Below are 18,496 nucleotides of genomic sequence, written 5' to 3' on the forward strand. Positions count from 1 at the left end.
AAAAATGAGTCAAAGAAAATCCCAATTGCTTGGCTTGTAATAACTATCCAAATTGATTTTTTTCCAAAACTCCTCAACTTCTGCTGTGGAAAACAGTCCAAACTGATCGAGTATTTGGTTGAGTAAATGTTCAACGTGAGACGTTTTTATATTTAGAGGTAATGACAAGTCGCCATTTTGATATTGTTCAGTTAACATAAGCCTTGATTCAGAGTACCAAGTACTCTCGAAGCTTTTTTTACTGAGAAAATTACCATACGAAGCTAGGGACCAAGGACTTCCGTTCAACTCATTAAGCAAATACCCTACTCCTCGGTGATCTACTTGAGAAGCCCAGCTTAAACCTAAAGCTCTATTGAAAATTTTCCGTTCAGAAATGTTATGAAATAAGTGATGTTTTAGATCAATGCGAATTCCGTTTCCTTTTGTAAGGAAAGGTACTACAATATCTTTTACACGTTGAGGTAAAAGGGCAAACTGCTCATATCTAAACTGGTTGTATTTTGGAGTTGTATCGTTATTGTAATAAACAACTTTTGGCCGGAAACTGGCATATTTTAAGCCGCCATTAGTTCTACTATACAAAACGTCTAAAGCTTGCCCAATTTCCAATAACTCACTATCGGAGATCACCGGATCGATAGCGTATCCTACACCTACAGATGATGGAATCTCCTTAGATTTGGTAGCGAACTTAACGACATTATTAATTACTTGAAAATACGCATCTTCACCTATTCTATACTCTGCATGATGAGTAATAGGAGAGCTTGAATTCAGGCTGACCCTAATAAATCGTGGTGGATTGTCTAATATCTCATTAACTACTTCGCCTTTTAAATGCAAGCCATGTGTAAACATTCCCCAACTCATGCCGCACTTTTTAACATGCTTTATTATTTTTCCAAAGTCGGGATTCAAAAGTGGTTCTCCTCCTCCAGTTAATGTAACAGACCTTACTCCCCCATCTGAAAGCATTGAAATCAATCGAAGGTAATCCGAGGTATTGGCAAATGTTGTTAACGAAGCATTTTTATCATCTTCGTATCTTGCCTTATTAATTCTGTATGTACACTTCGGACATCTAGCATCGCATGATAGGCTAGGCCACATTTCAAAAGTTATTGGAATGATCTTGTTTACGTTTCCCAATAGAAACTCAGAAAAATTTTTTCTGTGAAAAACTATTTTAATTGAGTCTTCCCCCCAATCATCTCTCTTCCCACTTTTAACTTCTTGAAAACCTTTGAGCTGATTCTGAATAAAAAGGACAAGTTTATCTACTTTAGAAACTTCACTGAATGAAAGAGATGAGTTGGACACGATAAATATTCCTCCCAATTGTACCAATTGTACAATTACGATTCATGAAATCTTAGTGTCAGCTTTGACCATCAAGCAATCAAATTCAATTACTTGAAGAGTAGGTTTTACATAAGTGACAGGGTACATGCCCGACAAACTAAATCCAGCCTCTTGAAAGAGCGAGATACTATATAACATATCAGGCATACTATGATAAATCGGAACAACAGAAACCTCGCTTTGCAACGCGACTATGTTTTTGAGCAGAGTGCCAGCACCAGAAAATACTTCTAGATCGTAACCTTGAGTATCCATTTTGAGGTATATTCTCATTTTATCTATATTTTTTACAACTTCAACGAGAAAATTGTCTAATCTACGAACTGAAACGACTTCATTTTTGTCACCTATAGATTCTTTGCCAAATCTTTGTTCACACAAAGAATTCGATAACAGAAATGAAGAGAATGTAGACTTGTCTGAAACATGTAATATTTGCTCTTTATTCTGTTTGCCTAAAGCCAAATTATAAGTATACCAATTTGAGTCTTTACTAGCGGCTTGGCTCAATAACCGATACTCCTTGGATAATGGCTCAAAGGAGATGATTGTCCCTACGTAGCCGATATCTCGTAAAACCGAAGCAAATTGACCTTCATTTGCGCCAACATCTAGAATAAGGTTTACCTCATATTCTTTCAATATAGTTCTTAACCTTAGCAACTGTAAGCAGTCATAAACTTCCTTAGTGTATTTGATCTCATTTCCTATTGATATAGGATATTCCTCGGTATTGAGAATCATCGGAGTGCATTTCCCTATGTCAATGAACAGTTATTTATTTCGTGGGCCTAACTAGTGATTATACGGATGATTTCCGTATAAAATTCTCTCTGTTACTTTTATATGGAAAGTTTCTGCATAAACAGCCGAAAATGGGGTGTTAAGCAGAATGAGTCCGCATAGCATCTTTATTAGAGGCGATATACAGATTCTAAAATCCTACGTGACAATGACACCAGCCCCACTGCGGAAGTTGTTAGATGGGGTATGTGAGGTCTATTCGTCTCGAACATTACTCCTACCGTACCGATCAGAGTTATTTGGACTGGATTCGGCGGTATCTGCGTTATCACCAGTGCGGCCTTTGGTTGGTTTATCCAGCGTCGAACAGCATTACCAAGGCCGACTAGAGAGGATTCTCGTCCCTAAAAAATATTTTGTTACAAGAACATAGAGCCAAGGCAACCAATCAATACAATGGTTCAAGTCTGCTTGGCTCCCCCGTCATGGGGCTGACTAACGAATTGTGAGGTGCAACAACAATGGGTGTAATTGACTGGGCGATTGTGGCGATCTATGGCTTGATTGTCATTGCCATCGGCGTCATCGCCAGCCGCAAACAAACCAATACGGACGAATATTTTCGGGGTGCACGGCAAATCCCCTGGTGGGCGATCGCCTTTTCGATCATCGCCACTTCCTTTTCTGCTGCCTCACTCTTGGGGGGGCCAGGGGAAGGCTATACCAATGGCTTTCTATACCTCCAACTCCAACTAGGCGATCTCCTTGGCTATGGCCTCGTGATCGCCCTGCTCCTCCCATTTTTTGTGCGGCTGAACCTCACTACCGCCTACGAGTACCTCGAAAAACGCTTCGATGCTAAAACCCGTTCCCTCGGCTCCCTCTGCTTTTTGCTCTTTGTCATTGCCCGGCTAGGGGGATTGCTCTATGCCGCTTCCCTCGTGGTCGCCACGGTGACGGATATACCCATTAGCATCGCCATTCTGCTCGTAGGGCTCGTCTCGATTGTCTACACCGTCGCTGGGGGCATTACCGCCGTCGTTTGGACAGATGTGTTGCAGTTTGCGATGATTTTTGTCGGGATTGGTGCAGGGATCTGGACTGCCGTGAATGGGGTTCCTGGCGGTTTTGGGGAGCTATGGCAAGTGGCGGCGGCCAATGATAAGCTTGCAGTCTTTAATTTTTCCTGGGATCCAGGCTCCATCCGGTCTTTACCGACAGCCCTCTTTGCCTACGGGATCCTTGCTTTTGCCGTAGCTGGCACCAATCAGCAATCTGTACAGCGTTATGTTTCCTGCGCCGACGAAACTTCAGCCCGCAAAGCGATTTTACTCGGTTGGTTTTCCGGTCTTGTGGGGGTAGCGGCCACGCTTTTACTAGGGGTGCTGCTGTTTGGGTTTTACAACATCAATGGGGGGTTGCCCACCGAAGTGCCCGCCGACGGTATTTTGTCCCACTTCATTATCAATCAAGTACCCCCAGGGGCGTCTGGCTTTTTGGTAGCCGCGATTTTTGCAGCAGCGATGTCTTCCATTGACTCGGCCCTCCATTCCCTCGCGACTTGCATTACCGTCGATTTCTATGACCGCTACCGTCAACCTAAAGCCAGCGAAAAACAATCTCTACGCATTGCACAGATCCTGATCGTGATTTGGGGCTTAGTGGGTATTGGGGCGGCGTTTTATGTGGCCTCAACGGGGAAAGATCTACTGGAATTTCTGGTGAGCTATACCACCATGTTCCTGGGGCCATTGCTCGGTATTTTCTTGATGGGGGTTTTGTGTCCTCGGGTCAACGGTACGGGCGCTTTTTATGGAACGGTGGCCGCAGTCATTTTGGTGATTATTGGCTCGAATGCGGAATGGCTGACCTTCCCTGGTATTTGGCGGTCGGCGATCACGGCTCCCCTGGGGATTTTGCTGGGCTATGGGATCTCCCTGCTGGGTCAAATTCCGCCCCGGCGATCGCTACAGGGGCTCACCCTCTGGAGCCAAACCCAAGGGACTAAACCCCTAGGAAGACCGGGCCTAGAGGAAGATGTTTCTCGCTATGAGGATTATTAGGCATTTGTATCGATAGGCTGAGAGTAGGGTCAAATGGCGCGTTGCACCACGGCTCCGCTTAAAAGTTTAACGACAGGGGCCAGGGGAATCCGATATAATTTTTTGGCAAGTTCAATCCATCTCAAGATCGTAAAACCATGGCACTTCTGACCACCGGCAAAAGCTTCATTCGCACCGTAGAAAAGTCTGGCGCAGTTGCAGTCTATGCTCCCCTTGAGGGTGGTTTTGAAGGCCGCTATGTGCGTCGTTTACGTTGCTCTGGTTATTCAGTGGTCAATTTGACGGCGCGGGGTTTGGGAGATGTGGCGGCCTATTTAACGCAATACCACGGGATTCGCCCCCCCCACCTGGGTAAAAAAGATATTGCTGGCAGTGGCGCGGCGGTGGGTCTCCGGTATTATGTGCCGGGAATTGCGAGCTACCAATTGGAAAATCTCCCCCAAAAGAGCAAAGGGATTATTCTCTGGATCATTGAAGGGTTTGTGCTTTCTCGCCAGGAACAGGAATACCTTGTGAGCCTGACCCAAGACAATCCTCAGATTAAAGTGGTCGTGGAAATGGGTGGCGATCGCCAATTTTCCTTTAAGCCCCTGGCTGACCTCTTGGTTTAGTTAGAGAGCCGGGCGTAATTTTAAATAACCGTACAAAGAAGTTACGCCCACCACAATGCCGACAACAATTAAGCTGCCGTTAAGCCCCCAAAGCCACGTTGCCCCATTGGCGATCGCCGCCAGCCCGATAAACAGCAACCGAAACGCAAAGCTATTCAGGGAAATCAGGGTTGCCCGTAGGTTCGAGGGAATTCGCTCATTGAGATAGCTCAAGACCAACGGTGTGTTGCAGCCCCGCACAAGATAAATAACGACAATTAATAGAATCCCCCAGAGGTTTTCAATCAGGCCCATCGCAATGTAGGCGATCGCCATACATCCGGGCAGCAGCGCAAATAAGCGGCGGTAGGAAAACCAGCGGACGAAAGTGTGAACGCGCCAAGAAATAAGGGCCATTGCCCCGTGGAATAGTAACCAAGACCAGCCCAGTTGGGTCAAACCCAGACCCCGGTCTACAAGATATTCCTGGGAAACCCACACCACTAAAAAAGAACCGCAACTTAAGGATGCCGAAAAGAGCAGCAGCCACCGGAGCGATCGCCTTTCCTGAAAAATTGCCCGAATCTGCGGCAACAAAGTACGCCAGCCCGGTGTTTTTTCTGGGTGTTGCTGGGGCGGTTCCCGGAGCGTCAATGCCAACCCCAGATAAGCGCCAATGCAGAGAGTTTGCAAATAAAACGGATAGCGCAGATCCCACTGGGCGACCCAAGCTCCCATGAGACCACAGACCGCTTCTGTAATACCCATGATTGCGACTCCTTTTCCTTCCCAGGCTGCATATTTTTCGGTTCGATTCAGGGCAAGCAAACTATCGTAGGCGATCGCACTATCGGCTCCAGAGATTAAACTACCGCCAAGCCCTGTCAAGATTTCGGCCCAGGCAAACCAGCTAAAACTCCCTTGGGTGCAATAAATCAGCCAACCCACCAACCACAAACTCGCCCCCAGCACGAGACTATTTTTGCGGCCAAATTGATCGGCAAAATAACCCGACGGAATTTCCCCCACAAAGATCGCCGCCGACAAAATCGCCTTGAGTAACACCGCCTGGGCAATGGATAAACCCTGGGATTCGTAAAACAGCACGATGACCGGAATTGGAAACCAAGCAGATTCAAGGCCCTTGAGAAGCCAGAGGGTTGTTAAATTTTTTGTGATCAGTTCTGCTGGCTTTAAATACCCCATGTTTTGTTAAAGACACCATTGGTTTTACTAGGTGTTGCGAAACTCCGATTGATATTGCTCGCCTCAATCGCTCAGCCCTTGTACCCGCCGGCGATTAAGAAACAATAAGCAACGACTGTCAAGCATAAATCGTCACTACAATGACAAATATTTCAAGGTGCTGCAAAAGACCTCAAAAAATTCAAATCTTACCCTAAGCAAACGTTTTTCGATCGGTTGAGACCGCCCCCAAAAAGGCAATGTATTTGAGGTTCCTGGAGATTCACCGCTCTTTATTGTCGATTTCTTGAACTGATTGATTATGGTTCGTGTCACAAATCCTTTGTTACAGCCGTTGCTACGTGCCATTGCGCCCCTAGCGGTGCTGACCCTCGCTGGCTGTTCTTTTTCCGTCGAGGGCTTATCCTTTGGTTTCGGGAACAGAACCCTCGATGCTGAAAAACTCGAAACAGAAATCTCCCAAGGACTTACCACCCAAACGGGATTGGCGACGACAGCAGTGACTTGCCCTGAAGATAAAGCCATCGAAGCGGGCAATGTGTTTAGCTGTGAGGCCGCTTTGGAAGGAGGTCAGACCCTCGCCATTCAAGTCACCCAAAGTGATGACGAGGGTAATGTTAACTGGAGTGCCGATGAGGGCCTCGCAAATCTCCGGGGATTAATCTCCAGTGAGACTTTAGAAACACAAATCGCCCAGGGTATCGCTGAACAACTGAACGTCGAAGCGACCATCGATTGCGGTGCTCCCTATCGGATCTTGCTCACCGGCGAAAGTTTTAACTGCACAGCCACGGATAACTCTGGTAATTCGGCTTCTGTGGCAGTAACCGCTGAGGATGATGCGGGCAATGTGGTGTGGCGACTGCAATAAATTGGGCTTCGGGATTTCCAGAGTGCCCCAAAAGGCGATCGCCACCTTGTAAAATACCCACTTAACCATTGAGTTTTTTAGCAGCAAGCAACCTCAAAGCATTATGGACGCAACAACGCGGGTAGAACTGGGAGAAAATAGCTACGATATTGCGATCGCCAAAGAAAGCCTCCAACAAATCGGGACTTTTCTCCGTCCCCTCGACTTGGGTCAGAAGGTCTTAATCGTCTCCAACCCGGAAATTTACGGCCACTACGGCGAAACGGTGGTGAATTCTCTCCAGGCCGCTGGCTTTAGCGTTGATACCCACCTAATCCCTGCTGGAGAACAATATAAAAATCTGGCCTCCATCGAAAAAATTTACGACACAGCCTTTAAAAATCGCCTTGAACGCTCCTCGACACTGCTCGCCCTTGGGGGTGGTGTGATCGGCGACATGACTGGGTTTGCAGCGGCCACCTGGCTCCGGGGCATTAACTTTGTGCAGGTGCCCACAACTCTATTGGCGATGGTCGATGCGTCCGTTGGCGGTAAAACAGGGGTCAATCATCCCCAAGGCAAGAATTTAATCGGGGCGTTCTACCAGCCGAAATTTGTCCTCATCGACCCGACGGTACTCAAGACTTTGCCGGTGCGAGAATTCCGGGCGGGCATGGCGGAAGTGATTAAGTACGGTGTGATTTGGGACGCCGATCTCTTTACGAAACTCGAAGCCGCTGAGCAGATTGATAGCTACGCAACCATTGACCCCGATTTGCTGGATCTCATCCTCGAACGTTCTTGCCGGGCGAAGGCAGAAGTCGTCAGTCAAGATGAGCGGGAATCGGGTTTGCGGGCCATTTTGAACTACGGCCACACCCTCGGTCATGCCGTCGAAAGTTTGACCCACTACGAAACCTTTGTCCATGGGGAAGGGGTTGCCATTGGGATGGCCCTGGCAGGGGCGATCGCCACCCGGATGAATCTCTGGACGACGGCTGAGACCCAACGCCAAGATGCCTTGATTAAAAAAGCGGGTCTTCCCACCGAATGCCCCAATAATTTAGCGATTGAAGCGATTCTGGAGACCCTCCAGAGCGATAAAAAAGTGAAGTCGGGGAAAGTGCGGTTTGTCCTCCCGACCAAAATTGGGGAGGTCTTAATCACCGATCAAGTCAGCGCCGACCTGATCACCGACGTTTTAGCACCCGCCCTCTGCTAGAAATTTAGGGGGATGTCTGCTCTGCCACCCATTCAATCACCTGTTTATCGATCTGCCACCCATTCAATCACCTGTTTACCGATGGAGACCCCATCGAGGCGATCGGCTTCCCGGACACCTGTGGGACTGGTGACATTCACCTCCGTCACATAGCCACCAATAATATCGAGGCCGACAAAATATAACCCATCGGCCCTGAGTTGGGGAGCTAAGGTTGCGGCAATTTCCCGGTCGCGCTCCGTAATATCCACCTGGGCGATGCGACCACCAACGGCCATATTGCCCCGGAAATCGTCCCCCGTCGGAATGCGGTTTACGGCCCCAATCGGGTCTCCATCCAAGACGATCAGACGCTTATCGCCTGCCTGGGCAGCGGGCAAAAATTCCTGCACCATCACCGGCTCTTTCCCCTGTTTGGTGCTGATTTCTACGAGGGAATTAAAATTGCGATCGCCTTTTTTGATTAACAAAATCCCTTCCCCTGCTTTCCCACCGAGGGGCTTTAAAACGGCTTTTCCTTTGGCTTCGATAAATTGTCGTGCCACTGCCTTTTCTGTAGTGATAATGCTGGCGGGAATCACCGTGGGAAACCGGAGGGCGTAGAGTTTTTCGTTGGCGGCGCGGATCCCCTGGGGATTATTCAACACCAGGGTTTTGGTGGGGATGAGCAAATCTAAAATGTAGGTGGCATAGAGATATGCCGAAGTCACAGGCGGATCGGTGCGCATAAAGACCGCATTCATCTCCGTGAGGGGCAACAATTTCCGTTCTCCGAGGCGAAACCAATGTTCCTCAGCAACCCAGAGACCATTTTCCAAACGCACTGGCTCTAATTGCACTGCCTGCAGCGTTGCCCAGGCCTGGTGGTCAACCACACTCAACTGCTCCATGGTCGTAATCCAAACCTCATGGCCGAGGAGTTGGGCCGCTTCCATAAAAGCCACCGTCGTATCATGGCAGGGGTCAAGGTTGGCAATGGGATCGAGGATAAAGGCCAGTTTCACAGGGGGTTGCTTCCTAAACACAATGGAACCCACTGATCATAATCAATCGTCAATTGAAAAGGCAAAGGATTCGCTTTACCCAAGGGGGGCGATCGCCTCAGCAATCTCCAGAGCCAAAAACCGATCCAGAGCTTGGTACATCCAGTGGATAGAGCCCAAATCCCCTTGCTGGGTCGGCTGAAATCCAAGAGCCGTCGCCAGTTGAGCATAGCTCGGATGGATAATTAAAGTATGCAGATCACAAAGATTGGGAAAATCTCCTTGCATTTTTCGTAATGTTTGCTGGGCATCCACCAGGAAAGTAAGTCGATAGGCCGTTAAATACATAGGATCAATCACCCAACTGCGAATAAACACCGACACGCAGGTTTCGTCGCCCACGGTGGCTAGGGTAAACGGATCAGTTGCCGCCATCGTACTGAGGTGCAGCGCCTTCTTTGCGGGCCGAAAAAAATTGACATCAGAATGGGCAGCAGTCGGATAGAGCAGATAAAAGCCCACCGGATTTTGATTATCCACACGCCTCAAAACCCGCATTCCCGTGGGATATTGTTGTCCCCACTGACGCAAGAGTCTGGCAATCCGGTGGGGCACCGCATCATTATTATTGTTCATCCAGTTGTAATTTACCGCGAGCAAATTCGCTACGGGAATCGCATCACAGCGGGGATTAAACTCCGCCAAGGTCAGGGAAACAACATCGTCGGTTTCAGCACTCAAAACCTGTTGCGGTAACGGCAAAATTTCAATGCAGGTGGTGTTGCCATCGAAATATTTGCGAATCAACCCCAAGGCTGCCAGCTTATCTAGCATCATACCTGCCGCGCGATCGCCGCCTTTTTCCTGATCGCCATAGAACAATTCTGCCGCCTCCCGGTGGGTACAAATAACCGCCCCAAATTGAGTTTGCAATTCCGTTAAGGGGGGCCGTAGCTGCGGCTGTTGCGTTAGTTTCGCCTTCACCAGGAGATAGATCCAAAGACGCAAAAAATATTCAGCCCGCACCCGCGTGAGGCCCACCACCTGCTTTAGCTGGGTCAGCAAGGCCTGCTTTTGGGTAGCAGGGAACCAGTGCTCAAGCTCCTGGAGGGTGATCATGGCTTTCTCTGGAAGTCTAATTACTTCATCCTACTTCACCTTACTTCTACGGGCTTGGGTTTGCTCATTGCGACTACAGAAAATCTTTCCCGACAATGAAAGTAAGCAACGACAAGTCTTCATTGAGGTTCAAGATCATGGCCACTCCTAAATTTGATGCCCCAGCCACCCACACCAACGCTTGGATTTTTCAAACCTGGTTAGCGTTTATTCTGTCCCTCAGTGCCATGGGGATCGGCATTTATTTGTTGCCCCTCAACGGTTGGATGAAAAGCTACCTGGGCATGGGGTTTGTGTTTTCGATTAGCTCTACCATTAGCCTGGCAAAGACGACTAGGGACTTAGAAGAATCAAAACGAATCTTTAATCGGGTTGATGAGGCTAAACTCGAGAAATTGTTGGCGGAATATGATCCGTTTAATAAATAGGCATTGGTTCCCAAAAAATTGGGGAGAACATGATTGCTCTCCCCGGACTGAAGATATGGGGCGATCGCCTTTATTTTTTCCTTTATTCCACCGTGACAGATTTGGCGAGGTTGCGCGGTTGATCCACATCTAAGCCCCGTCGTGCGGCGATGTGATAGGAAAGGAGCTGGAGAGGAATCACCGCCAATAGGGGTGACAAAATTTCGTCCACCGCCGCTACTGGTAACACTTCATCAAAGGTTTGGGTCGCTTCCGTATCATCCAGGGCCGTCACACCAATTAAAAGGGCATCCCGTGCCTTCGCTTCCTGGGCATTGGAAATCACTTTTTCGTAAATGTCCCCTGGCATGGCGATCGCCACCACGGGCACCTTCGCATCCAGGAGGGCAATGGGGCCATGTTTCATCTCCCCGGCAGGATAACCCTCGGCGTGGATGTAGCTGATTTCCTTGAGTTTGAGGGCGCCTTCTAGGGCAATGGGAAAATTAATCCCCCGACCAATAAAGATAAAGTCCTGGGTATCAGTGAAATTGTGGGCCAATTCTTCGATGCTCTTTTCTTGATCCGCCAGGATCGACTCAATTTGGGTTGGAATCTGCTGTAATCCGGTGACAATGTGCTGGAGTTTTTCAGGGGCGAGGGTTTGACGTCGGGCCGCCAACTCCAGAGCCAGGAAATAAAAGCTCATCAGTTGCGCCGTAAAGGTTTTGGTGGCCGCAACGCCGATTTCAATGCCGGCATGGGTATAGAGCACTTGGTCAACGATGTGGGTGATCGTGCTTTCCGAACGATTGGTAATACCTAGAAGGCGGGCCTTGAGGTGGTCGTTGTGGTGGAGGCGACGCTCTTTTTCCATTTCTAGGGCGGCGATCGTATCGGCGGTTTCACCGGACTGGGTCACGCCAATGGTCAGGGTATTGGGCATGATCGGTGAAGGAGAATAGCGAAACTCCGAGGCATAGTGCACAAAGGTGGGAATGCCAGCGAGTTGTTCGAGTAAATATTTCCCCACGAGGCTAGCGTGCCAACTGGTACCGCAGGCCACGATTTGGATATGGTCGATGTTGTCGAGAAATGTGGGGTCATTAATACCGAGGTTGATCGGCTGGGCTGCTTCTGGATTGAGATAGACTTCGAGGTTGGTGCGCACCACCGCCGGCTGCTCATAGATTTCCTTGAGCATGTAGTGCCGGAAGCCTTGTTTTTCCACTTGACCGGGGTTCCAGTCGAGGGTGCGGGGGGCTTTTTTGAGGCGATCGCCCGCAAAATTATAAATTTCCATGCCCAGGGGCGTCATCCGGGCCATTTCACCGTTTTCGAGGGTTAGAACTGCCCGGGTGTGGGGAATTAATGCCGTAATATCCGAGGCACAGAAAAATTCCCCCTGGCCAAACCCCAGGGTCAAGGGCGCTTGCTGCCGGGCAACGATCAATTCATCGGGATAGTCCACACAAATAATGGCGATCGCAAAGGCTCCTTCCAACCGTTGCACAGCCTTTTGTACCGCAGCGAGGAGGGGTTCCGGTTCAGATTTCGTCGTTTGGAGCAGATCCGCAATCAGATGGGGGATGACTTCCGTGTCTGTTTCCGACAGGAAAGTATAGCCTTTGCCCTGGAGTTCTTCCCGCAACTCCCGGTAATTTTCCACAATGCCATTTTGAACCACGGCCACCCGTTGCGCCATGTCCAAATGGGGGTGAGCATTATGTTCCTCTGGTTTCCCATGGGTTGCCCAGCGGGTGTGACCAATGCCAATGGTGGCGGGGGTACTGTTCCCTTCCAATTTCTCCCGGAGACGATATAGTTTGCCCTTGGCCCGTACCGAGTGGAGTTTTTCTTGCCAGATCGTCGCAATGCCCGCCGAATCATAACCCCGGTACTCTAGCCGTTCTAAGCCTGAGACCAGAATATCTGTTGCCGCTTGCGTGCCTAAATATCCCACAATGCCACACATAAAATCAGGTCTCCCTACACGAAAAATGAGCCGTTACTATCCTATAGTCTTTAACCTTGAATTTTTGTTTTTGTTCCCTAGAAGCGGTCAGATTCTGGGACTGAGGTCGTTCCGGGTTGATTGAGGAAAAGATTCCCTGCTGCATCATTTTGATAGATACAGTTAATACTCGGTGACCCTTGTAGGCTGCCGGTATAGCCAAAGGTATTCATGCGCCGTTTGCAGTCGTTGACCTGTTCTGAGGTGACCAGGTTTTGGCGTTCGAGAATGGCCCAGTTATTTTGCCGAATTACACAGCCTGGTTCCATCTGCGGCTGAGTGACAAAAACGTTGAAGGGGTTGAGGGTCACAAAGATTTTCATGTCCGTCACAATGGCACTCGCACCAAATTGTTGGCAAAGTTCAGCATCCGGAGCCTGACGGTCAATTTCCAGGCGAGAATCAATGCTTGTCGGGTTAAGATTGGTACTGGAGCTAAAGCCGATGCCCACCGTCACCCCTAGGACAAAAATTCCCCCAAACAGTGCCAGGGTTGCATAGTTGAAGTTAAAGAGGGACTTTTTGGGTTCCCGTTCGGGATACCTCGGACGGTCGTAGGGAGGGCGATCGTAACGTGAACGAGTTTGACGTTTCATCAGCGGATATCTATGGGGAACAGCGGCTCCATCAAGTCGATACGATACTTTGTTAAGTGATCATTTTATCCACTATAGCGATTTACTACTCCACCCGGAGCTTATCTCGAGGTTTTCCATGGCGGATCGGCACACATTAGTTTTATTGGATATTCTCATTTCGGCGCGGCTCGCGATTAATTATCTAGCGGATCTGAGTTGGACGGAGTTCCTCGGCAATATTGTGGTTCAGGATGCGGTGATTCGGCGGATCGAAATTATGGGTCTGGCGGCGCGAAATATTCCCAAGGTGATGCACCCAGAACTCCCCCAAGTGCCTTGGTTTGAACTAGAGGCGATCGCCAAAACCATGAGTGAAGATTACGAGGCGGTCAATATTGCCTTTGTCTGGGATCTGGTGCGTAATGATCTCCCGGTTTGGGCAGAGGCTTTAGAAGTAATCTTGCCGGAAAATCTCCACGTCTAGGGATGCTGTTTAAGCCTGTTTCCCATAGCGCCTGGGGCCGAAAGTTGTGGTTTGTGCGCCACGGAAATCGCTTAGATTTCGTGCAACCGGCTTGGTTTACCACGGCCCTCTATCCCTACGATCCGCCCCTTTGTCCCGCTGGCCACCACCAAGCCCAGGAGTTAGGCGATCGCCTCGCCCCAGAAACGATCCACCATATTTTCACTTCTCCTTTCCTGCGCACAATCCAAACGAGTTACTATTGCGCCCAACGTTTAAACCTCCCTCTGAAGCTAGAACCGGGCCTGGGGGAATGGCAAAATCCCCATTGGATGACTCGCCCGCCGCTGACCCACCCCAAAGCTTTTTTACGCCAAAACTTTATCCATATCGACTGGCGCTACCAGGAAAAGTATTTACCCGACTACCCCGAAAATGCCGCCCAGGTGCAGCGACGGACGATTAAGACCCTCAAGCAGTTACTAAAATCTTATTCCGGCAACTTGCTTTTGATTGGCCACAAAATTCCCCTGGGCATTTGTCTGAATTATCTACTGGGAACAGACCAAACCATTAGCCCCGATGTGTGTGCCCTCAATCAACTGGTTAACCTTGGCGATCGCTGGCTCTGGCAACGGCAAAATGAGACTGATTTTTTGACAGACCCAGGCATCAAGGTGGCCCCTTAAACCATCAATCCGCCCAGTCGCCATCGAGGAAATTCCCGGAAATATTGTAAGATTGCTCCCATTACCGGGCAAAAATCACCATGAAAAACGAAGCGAACGGCCAACCTTCCCCTTGCTTTCCTGTTAGCCTCAGCGAACAGACCATGAGCTATGACATTGTGCAAGAAGCCGTGTTATCCCTCTGGCAAGTGGTCAATGGCCTGAGTAGTATTCAGCCGCCCCGCCGCGATCGCTATCGCGTGACAATTTTTGGTTCGGCCCGGATTACCCGTGACTCGCCCCTCTACCAAGACGTGCGCCGCTTAGCCAGTGAGTTGACGACCCTCGGCTGTGACATTGTGACGGGGGGTGGCCCTGGTTTGATGGAAGCAGCGAACGAAGGCAGTGTTTTAGCAGATCCCCATGACCGGACAAAATCCATTGGTATTCGCGTGGATTTGGGGTTTGAACAGGAGGTTAATCCCTTTGTCGAAGAGGTGTTTCAGCACCAGACTTTTTTCTCACGCCTGCACCATTTCGTTTTGGTTTCCGATGCGTTTGTGGTGATGCCGGGGGGAATTGGGACAACCCTCGAAGCGTTGATGATTTGGCAATTGCTCCAGGTGCGTTCGATCCATAATATGCCGTTTATTTTGGTGGGCGACATGTGGACAGAATTAGTCCAGTGGGCCGAACAAACCATGGTGCCCCAGATGGCCGATGCAGTGGATTTTGAAATTCCTGTGTGTGTTGGGTCGGTGGATGAGGCGATCGCCCGTTTGAAACTCTCCCATCAGGCCTGGGCGCAATGCTCCCCCTAGCTTTTTTCTGCCCGGTAGGTGTAGAACTGCTGGAAGATGCCCACCGTCTCAAAGGAGTACCGTGGAAAGGGCTCCGGCAAAACGATATCCGTTTGGTAGATGCTAAAGAAAAAATAATTATTGACGCTGGTTTGCCGACTGACGATTTCGCCCAATTGGGCCTGGCTCGCGTCCACTAGGGTTTTGCAGTAGTTGCGCAGCAAATCGCTTTGGAGATTGCCTAAACCGAGGGGCAGATCATCACCCGAATTTTGGCAGACATTATCCTTGAGATAGATGGCAATCTGTTCGCCCGCATAATTGCGATACTGGCTCAGGGGAGGATTGGTTAAGTAGGCGATCGCCCCAAGGGCAACAACGCCGAAGCCGCTGACCACACCGCTAATTTGAGAAAATTTCATAAAAAACCTGGACAAAATAAAATCAATTCGATAACATTATTAATCGTGATTATGGCGAGCGTAGCCAAGTGGTTAAGGCAGCGGATTGTGGTTCCGCCATTCGGGGGTTCGAGTCCCCTCGTTCGCCCTCTCAAATCTAAACAATTTTATAACCGAAGTCAGGGTTCCCTCACAGCCTGTCCCAGGGGATATTTTTTCAGTCAGTACCGAATTTTTATCCTCTCGTAGACCAAGCACAGGGTCATTCAGATAGTGATTTAAGCTTGCAAAAAGTAGACCTTCGTTGAGAGCCTTGGCATAAAAAACCTTAGCAACAACTTACACCCACATTAAATCCAGGGAAAACGACCAGAAAATTAATTCCCTAGAGCCGATATTGTCTTACTGCGGACGATTCCCCACCCGACTGTACCGGACGTTGCTGGAGTTGTTGGTTGAACCAAAGGGCGATCGCCAAACTCGAAAAGAACAGCAGAATCGGTAACCAACGGGACGCTTGGGTTGAACGCTGGGTTTTGCGTTGGGGCGCTTGGCCACGAACCCGTCTAATTTTTTCGGGCCATTCGGCAAATTCCCGCTCGGTGGTCATGGTGAAATTCTCTAAAACTTGAATGCAGCAATAATTTGTACTTGTGTTTTTTATTATACAAAGTGGCAATCCGGCCTTGGGGTTTGGGTCGTTGCTGGGATAGGGGAACTCTTCTATGCTTTAGGGACAACCATTTTGACCGAAACAATGCAGGACATTCGCCTACTGGTGTTGGATATTGACGGCACGATTTCCGGGAAAATAAACCAAGTGAGTCCCCAGGTTTTAGAGGCGATCCAAGCGGCCCAACGGAAAGGGATCAAAGTGGCGATCGCCACCGGGCGTATGTTTTGTTCGGCCAAGCGATTTTACGAAGCCATTGCCTCCGATGTTCCTTTGATTGCCTATAACGGCGCTTGGATTCAAGACCCGCTACAAACTCTCCCCCATCAGCAGCTTTCAGTGCCAGCCGATATTGCCCTTGATATTCTCGATTTTCTTAGCACTAAGAATTGGCGATCGCAGCTCCATTTGCACGTCTATCACAACGACGAATTATATGTCGATGACTTCAATGAGCGGACTGCGGCTTACCAAGAGAGAACGGGTTGCAAGGCAAATTTGCTCACCGATTTGCGGGATATTGTGGCCCAGGCTCCCACAAAAATTCTTGCGGTTTGCCACACAGAAACGGTACCGAAAACCCTCTTGCCCCTCGTGCAAAAACGCTACACCCAGCAGCAAATTTACTGTACCCAGTCCACGGCTGTGTATGTAGAATTCACCTCACCGACGGCGACGAAAGGCCAAGCGGTAAAATTTCTCACTGAAGAAATTCTGGGGTTGCAGGCTGCTAACGTGATGGCCATTGGCGACAATTTTAACGACCGAGAAATGCTCGAATATGCGGGGATTGGGGTTGCCATGGGGGATGCTCCTACTGCCCTCAAAGCCGTTGCGGATGCGGTGACAACCTCCGTCGAAGAGGATGGAGTCGCCGAGGCGATCGCCAAATTTTTGCTTTAAGTTAATCAATCACGCGAATCGTTTTTAAGCTGGGATCACTAGCCCCGGTAATCACTCCCCCCAGTTGTAACGTCTGGCGCAAGCTGGCGAGGGTTGCTGCCGTAATTTTTTCGCCGGGCATAATCGCCGGAATCCCAGGGGGATAAGGACAAATCAACTCCGCGCAAATTTGATTGAGACTGGCTTCAAGGGTAATGGCTCTACTGGTGGCAAAAAAAGCTTGGCGCGGCGAGAGTTGTGGCAGTCCATAGCAGGTTTTAGGCTGATCGGTTGAAATGTTTGGCTTGTTTAAAGGCTGTTGTGCTTGATTGTTTTGACTAAGGGTTTGAAACGCATCGATTAGCCGCTGAATATCCTGGTTTGTATTGCCAAAGGTGAGGATAAAAGTGAGCGATCGCCCCAGGGGGAGTTCTGCAATCACATCCAAAGTTTCCGTTAAGATTTCATCTGCGGCATAACCTGTTAACCCTAAACCCGAAACATCAACGGTGAGGCGGGTGGGATCAAAATATTCGATGCCTGCCTGGGGTTGGGGATCAAAAATTTTTAATCCTGGAATCGAGGTCAAAGCTTGCCGTGCTCGTTGCGCCAAAGCGAGTGTTTCTGACCAAAGGGTTTCGCCCTGTGCTGCCATTTGGGCGCGGGCCGCATCCAGGGAAGCCAGGAGTAAATAGCTGGGACTGGTGGATTCGACAAGTTGCAAAGCACGGTTGATTTTCTGGGGATCAACCCTGGCTCCTTGTCGATGGAGCATCGAAGCTTGGGTCATCGCTCCCAGAGTTTTGTGGGTCGATTGGATCACCAGATCAGCACCGAGTTCGAGGACAGGGGGCGGGAAATTAGGATGAAATTTAAAGTGACTACCGTGGGCTTCGTCAACGATGAGCGGAATATTGTGGCGCTGGGTAATGGCGGCGATCTCCTTTAAATTTGGACAAACCCCTTGATAGGTGGGAGAAAGAACAAAAACCGCTTTAATATCAGGATGAATTTGCAAGGCTTGCTCAACAGATTCTGGCGTTAAACCATAACTCAAATCCCATTGGGGATCGTAGGGCGGATTCACAAAAACTGGCATCGCCCCAGACAAAATCAAGCCGGAAATGGCCGATTGATGGACATTGCGGGGTAAGAGAATTTTTTCCCCTTCCCCCACCGTCGCTAAAATGGCGGCGATAATCCCACAGGTGGAACCATTGACCAAAAACCAGGTTTGATCGGCCCCAAAGGTTTCGGCAGCTAGGGTTTGAGCCTCTAAAATCACCCCTTCTGGCGCAAATAAATTATCGAGACCGGGGAGCTCCGGTAAATCCGCCCGAAAAATTTCCTTCCCCCAGGCTTGTGCCAACCCAGAAAAAATCCCCTGACCACCTTTGTGACCGGGGGCATAGAAGGCTGCATGGTTATCGTGGGCGAGGGCGAGCAGGCGCGAAAACAGGGGCGTCAT

At 49.3% G+C, this 18,496-nt stretch carries 20 protein-coding genes and 1 tRNA gene; 11 read left to right on the forward strand and 10 right to left on the reverse strand.

All coding sequences use genetic code 11. From position 1 onward, the window contains the following. Nucleotides 1-9: 9 nt before the first annotated feature. Nucleotides 10-1,323 (reverse strand): radical SAM protein, encoded by a 1,314-nt coding sequence (locus tag AACQ84_RS05800; protein WP_012306763.1) that lies wholly within the window; start codon nucleotides 1,321-1,323, stop codon nucleotides 10-12. Between the two features lie 42 nt (nucleotides 1,324-1,365). Continuing rightward, nucleotides 1,366-2,109 (reverse strand): FkbM family methyltransferase, encoded by a 744-nt coding sequence (locus AACQ84_RS05805; protein ID WP_012306764.1) that lies wholly within the window; start codon nucleotides 2,107-2,109, stop codon nucleotides 1,366-1,368. 239 nt (nucleotides 2,110-2,348) lie between these two features. Between AACQ84_RS05805 and AACQ84_RS16375 the strand changes: the two genes are divergently transcribed. From AACQ84_RS16375 to AACQ84_RS05815, 3 genes are all read left to right on the forward strand, one after another. After that, nucleotides 2,349-2,498, forward strand: a complete 150-nt coding sequence (locus tag AACQ84_RS16375) for a phage integrase N-terminal SAM-like domain-containing protein (RefSeq protein WP_200807557.1) — start codon at nucleotides 2,349-2,351, stop codon at nucleotides 2,496-2,498. A gap of 132 nt (nucleotides 2,499-2,630) precedes the next feature. Continuing rightward, a complete protein-coding gene (locus AACQ84_RS05810; RefSeq protein ID WP_012306765.1) occupies nucleotides 2,631-4,172 on the forward strand; it encodes a sodium:solute symporter in 1,542 nt (513 codons plus the stop codon). 137 nt (nucleotides 4,173-4,309) lie between these two features. Continuing rightward, a complete protein-coding gene (locus AACQ84_RS05815) occupies nucleotides 4,310-4,783 on the forward strand; it encodes an NAD(P)H-quinone oxidoreductase subunit N (protein ID WP_012306766.1) in 474 nt (157 codons plus the stop codon). On the opposite strand, the gene AACQ84_RS05820 is transcribed toward AACQ84_RS05815, so the two are convergent. Further along, nucleotides 4,784-5,968 (reverse strand): MFS transporter, encoded by a 1,185-nt coding sequence (locus AACQ84_RS05820; RefSeq protein WP_012306767.1) that lies wholly within the window; start codon nucleotides 5,966-5,968, stop codon nucleotides 4,784-4,786. A 301-nt stretch (nucleotides 5,969-6,269) separates the two neighbouring features. Here AACQ84_RS05820 and AACQ84_RS05825 point away from each other — a divergent pair, with 301 nt between their 5' ends. Further along, nucleotides 6,270-6,839, forward strand: coding sequence for a DUF4333 domain-containing protein (locus AACQ84_RS05825; RefSeq protein ID WP_012306768.1), 570 nt, complete (start codon nucleotides 6,270-6,272; stop codon nucleotides 6,837-6,839). Between the two features lie 103 nt (nucleotides 6,840-6,942). Next, complete coding sequence (aroB, locus tag AACQ84_RS05830; protein WP_012306769.1) at nucleotides 6,943-8,040, forward strand: 3-dehydroquinate synthase; 1,098 nt, start codon at nucleotides 6,943-6,945, stop codon at nucleotides 8,038-8,040. Nucleotides 8,041-8,084: 44 nt separating this feature from the next. Here the strand turns inward: aroB and gshB are convergent, their stop codons facing one another. Both gshB and AACQ84_RS05840 read right to left on the reverse strand, forming a co-directional pair. Next, nucleotides 8,085-9,044 (reverse strand): glutathione synthase, encoded by a 960-nt coding sequence (gene gshB / locus AACQ84_RS05835; protein ID WP_012306770.1) that lies wholly within the window; start codon nucleotides 9,042-9,044, stop codon nucleotides 8,085-8,087. A gap of 75 nt (nucleotides 9,045-9,119) precedes the next feature. Beyond that, nucleotides 9,120-10,142, reverse strand: coding sequence for a hypothetical protein (locus AACQ84_RS05840; protein ID WP_012306771.1), 1,023 nt, complete (start codon nucleotides 10,140-10,142; stop codon nucleotides 9,120-9,122). Between the two features lie 137 nt (nucleotides 10,143-10,279). Between AACQ84_RS05840 and AACQ84_RS05845 the strand changes: the two genes are divergently transcribed. After that, on the forward strand, nucleotides 10,280-10,570 hold the full coding sequence (locus AACQ84_RS05845; RefSeq protein WP_012306772.1) for a YiaA/YiaB family inner membrane protein: 291 nt from the start codon (nucleotides 10,280-10,282) through the stop codon (nucleotides 10,568-10,570). Nucleotides 10,571-10,652: 82 nt separating this feature from the next. On the opposite strand, the gene glmS is transcribed toward AACQ84_RS05845, so the two are convergent. After that, nucleotides 10,653-12,524 (reverse strand): glutamine--fructose-6-phosphate transaminase (isomerizing), encoded by a 1,872-nt coding sequence (gene glmS, locus AACQ84_RS05850; RefSeq protein WP_012306773.1) that lies wholly within the window; start codon nucleotides 12,522-12,524, stop codon nucleotides 10,653-10,655. A 77-nt stretch (nucleotides 12,525-12,601) separates the two neighbouring features. Beyond that, nucleotides 12,602-13,159, reverse strand: a complete 558-nt coding sequence (locus tag AACQ84_RS05855) for a DUF3172 domain-containing protein (RefSeq protein ID WP_012306774.1) — start codon at nucleotides 13,157-13,159, stop codon at nucleotides 12,602-12,604. A gap of 118 nt (nucleotides 13,160-13,277) precedes the next feature. Here AACQ84_RS05855 and AACQ84_RS05860 point away from each other — a divergent pair, with 118 nt between their 5' ends. From AACQ84_RS05860 to AACQ84_RS05870, 3 genes are all read left to right on the forward strand, one after another. Continuing rightward, complete coding sequence (locus AACQ84_RS05860) at nucleotides 13,278-13,625, forward strand: HepT-like ribonuclease domain-containing protein (RefSeq protein WP_012306775.1); 348 nt, start codon at nucleotides 13,278-13,280, stop codon at nucleotides 13,623-13,625. 2 nt (nucleotides 13,626-13,627) lie between these two features. Continuing rightward, a complete protein-coding gene (locus AACQ84_RS05865; protein WP_049761583.1) occupies nucleotides 13,628-14,293 on the forward strand; it encodes a histidine phosphatase family protein in 666 nt (221 codons plus the stop codon). Nucleotides 14,294-14,373: 80 nt separating this feature from the next. Continuing rightward, on the forward strand, nucleotides 14,374-15,093 hold the full coding sequence (locus AACQ84_RS05870) for an LOG family protein (RefSeq protein ID WP_041443431.1): 720 nt from the start codon (nucleotides 14,374-14,376) through the stop codon (nucleotides 15,091-15,093). Here the strand turns inward: AACQ84_RS05870 and AACQ84_RS05875 are convergent. Beyond that, nucleotides 15,090-15,494 (reverse strand): DUF4359 domain-containing protein, encoded by a 405-nt coding sequence (locus tag AACQ84_RS05875; protein WP_012306778.1) that lies wholly within the window; start codon nucleotides 15,492-15,494, stop codon nucleotides 15,090-15,092. The two genes, AACQ84_RS05870 and AACQ84_RS05875, sit on opposite strands and share 4 nt — an antisense overlap. 54 nt (nucleotides 15,495-15,548) lie before the next feature. Between AACQ84_RS05875 and AACQ84_RS05880 the strand changes: the two genes are divergently transcribed. Next, a tRNA-His gene (locus AACQ84_RS05880) sits at nucleotides 15,549-15,621 on the forward strand. Nucleotides 15,622-15,858: 237 nt separating this feature from the next. Here AACQ84_RS05880 and AACQ84_RS05885 read toward each other — a convergent pair. Beyond that, complete coding sequence (locus tag AACQ84_RS05885) at nucleotides 15,859-16,083, reverse strand: hypothetical protein (protein ID WP_041443433.1); 225 nt, start codon at nucleotides 16,081-16,083, stop codon at nucleotides 15,859-15,861. Between the two features lie 147 nt (nucleotides 16,084-16,230). On the opposite strand from AACQ84_RS05885, the gene AACQ84_RS05890 reads away from it, so the two are divergent. Next, nucleotides 16,231-17,049: a Cof-type HAD-IIB family hydrolase gene (locus tag AACQ84_RS05890; protein WP_012306780.1), complete on the forward strand. Its 819-nt coding sequence runs from the start codon at nucleotides 16,231-16,233 to the stop codon at nucleotides 17,047-17,049. 1 nt (nucleotide 17,050) lies between these two features. Here AACQ84_RS05890 and AACQ84_RS05895 read toward each other — a convergent pair whose 3' ends face one another. After that, on the reverse strand, nucleotides 17,051-18,496 hold the full coding sequence (locus tag AACQ84_RS05895; protein ID WP_012306781.1) for an aminotransferase class I/II-fold pyridoxal phosphate-dependent enzyme: 1,446 nt from the start codon (nucleotides 18,494-18,496) through the stop codon (nucleotides 17,051-17,053).

It is taken from the genome of Picosynechococcus sp. PCC 7002, assembly GCF_963860125.1.
Lineage (GTDB): Bacteria > Cyanobacteriota > Cyanobacteriia > Cyanobacteriales > MRBY01 > MRBY01.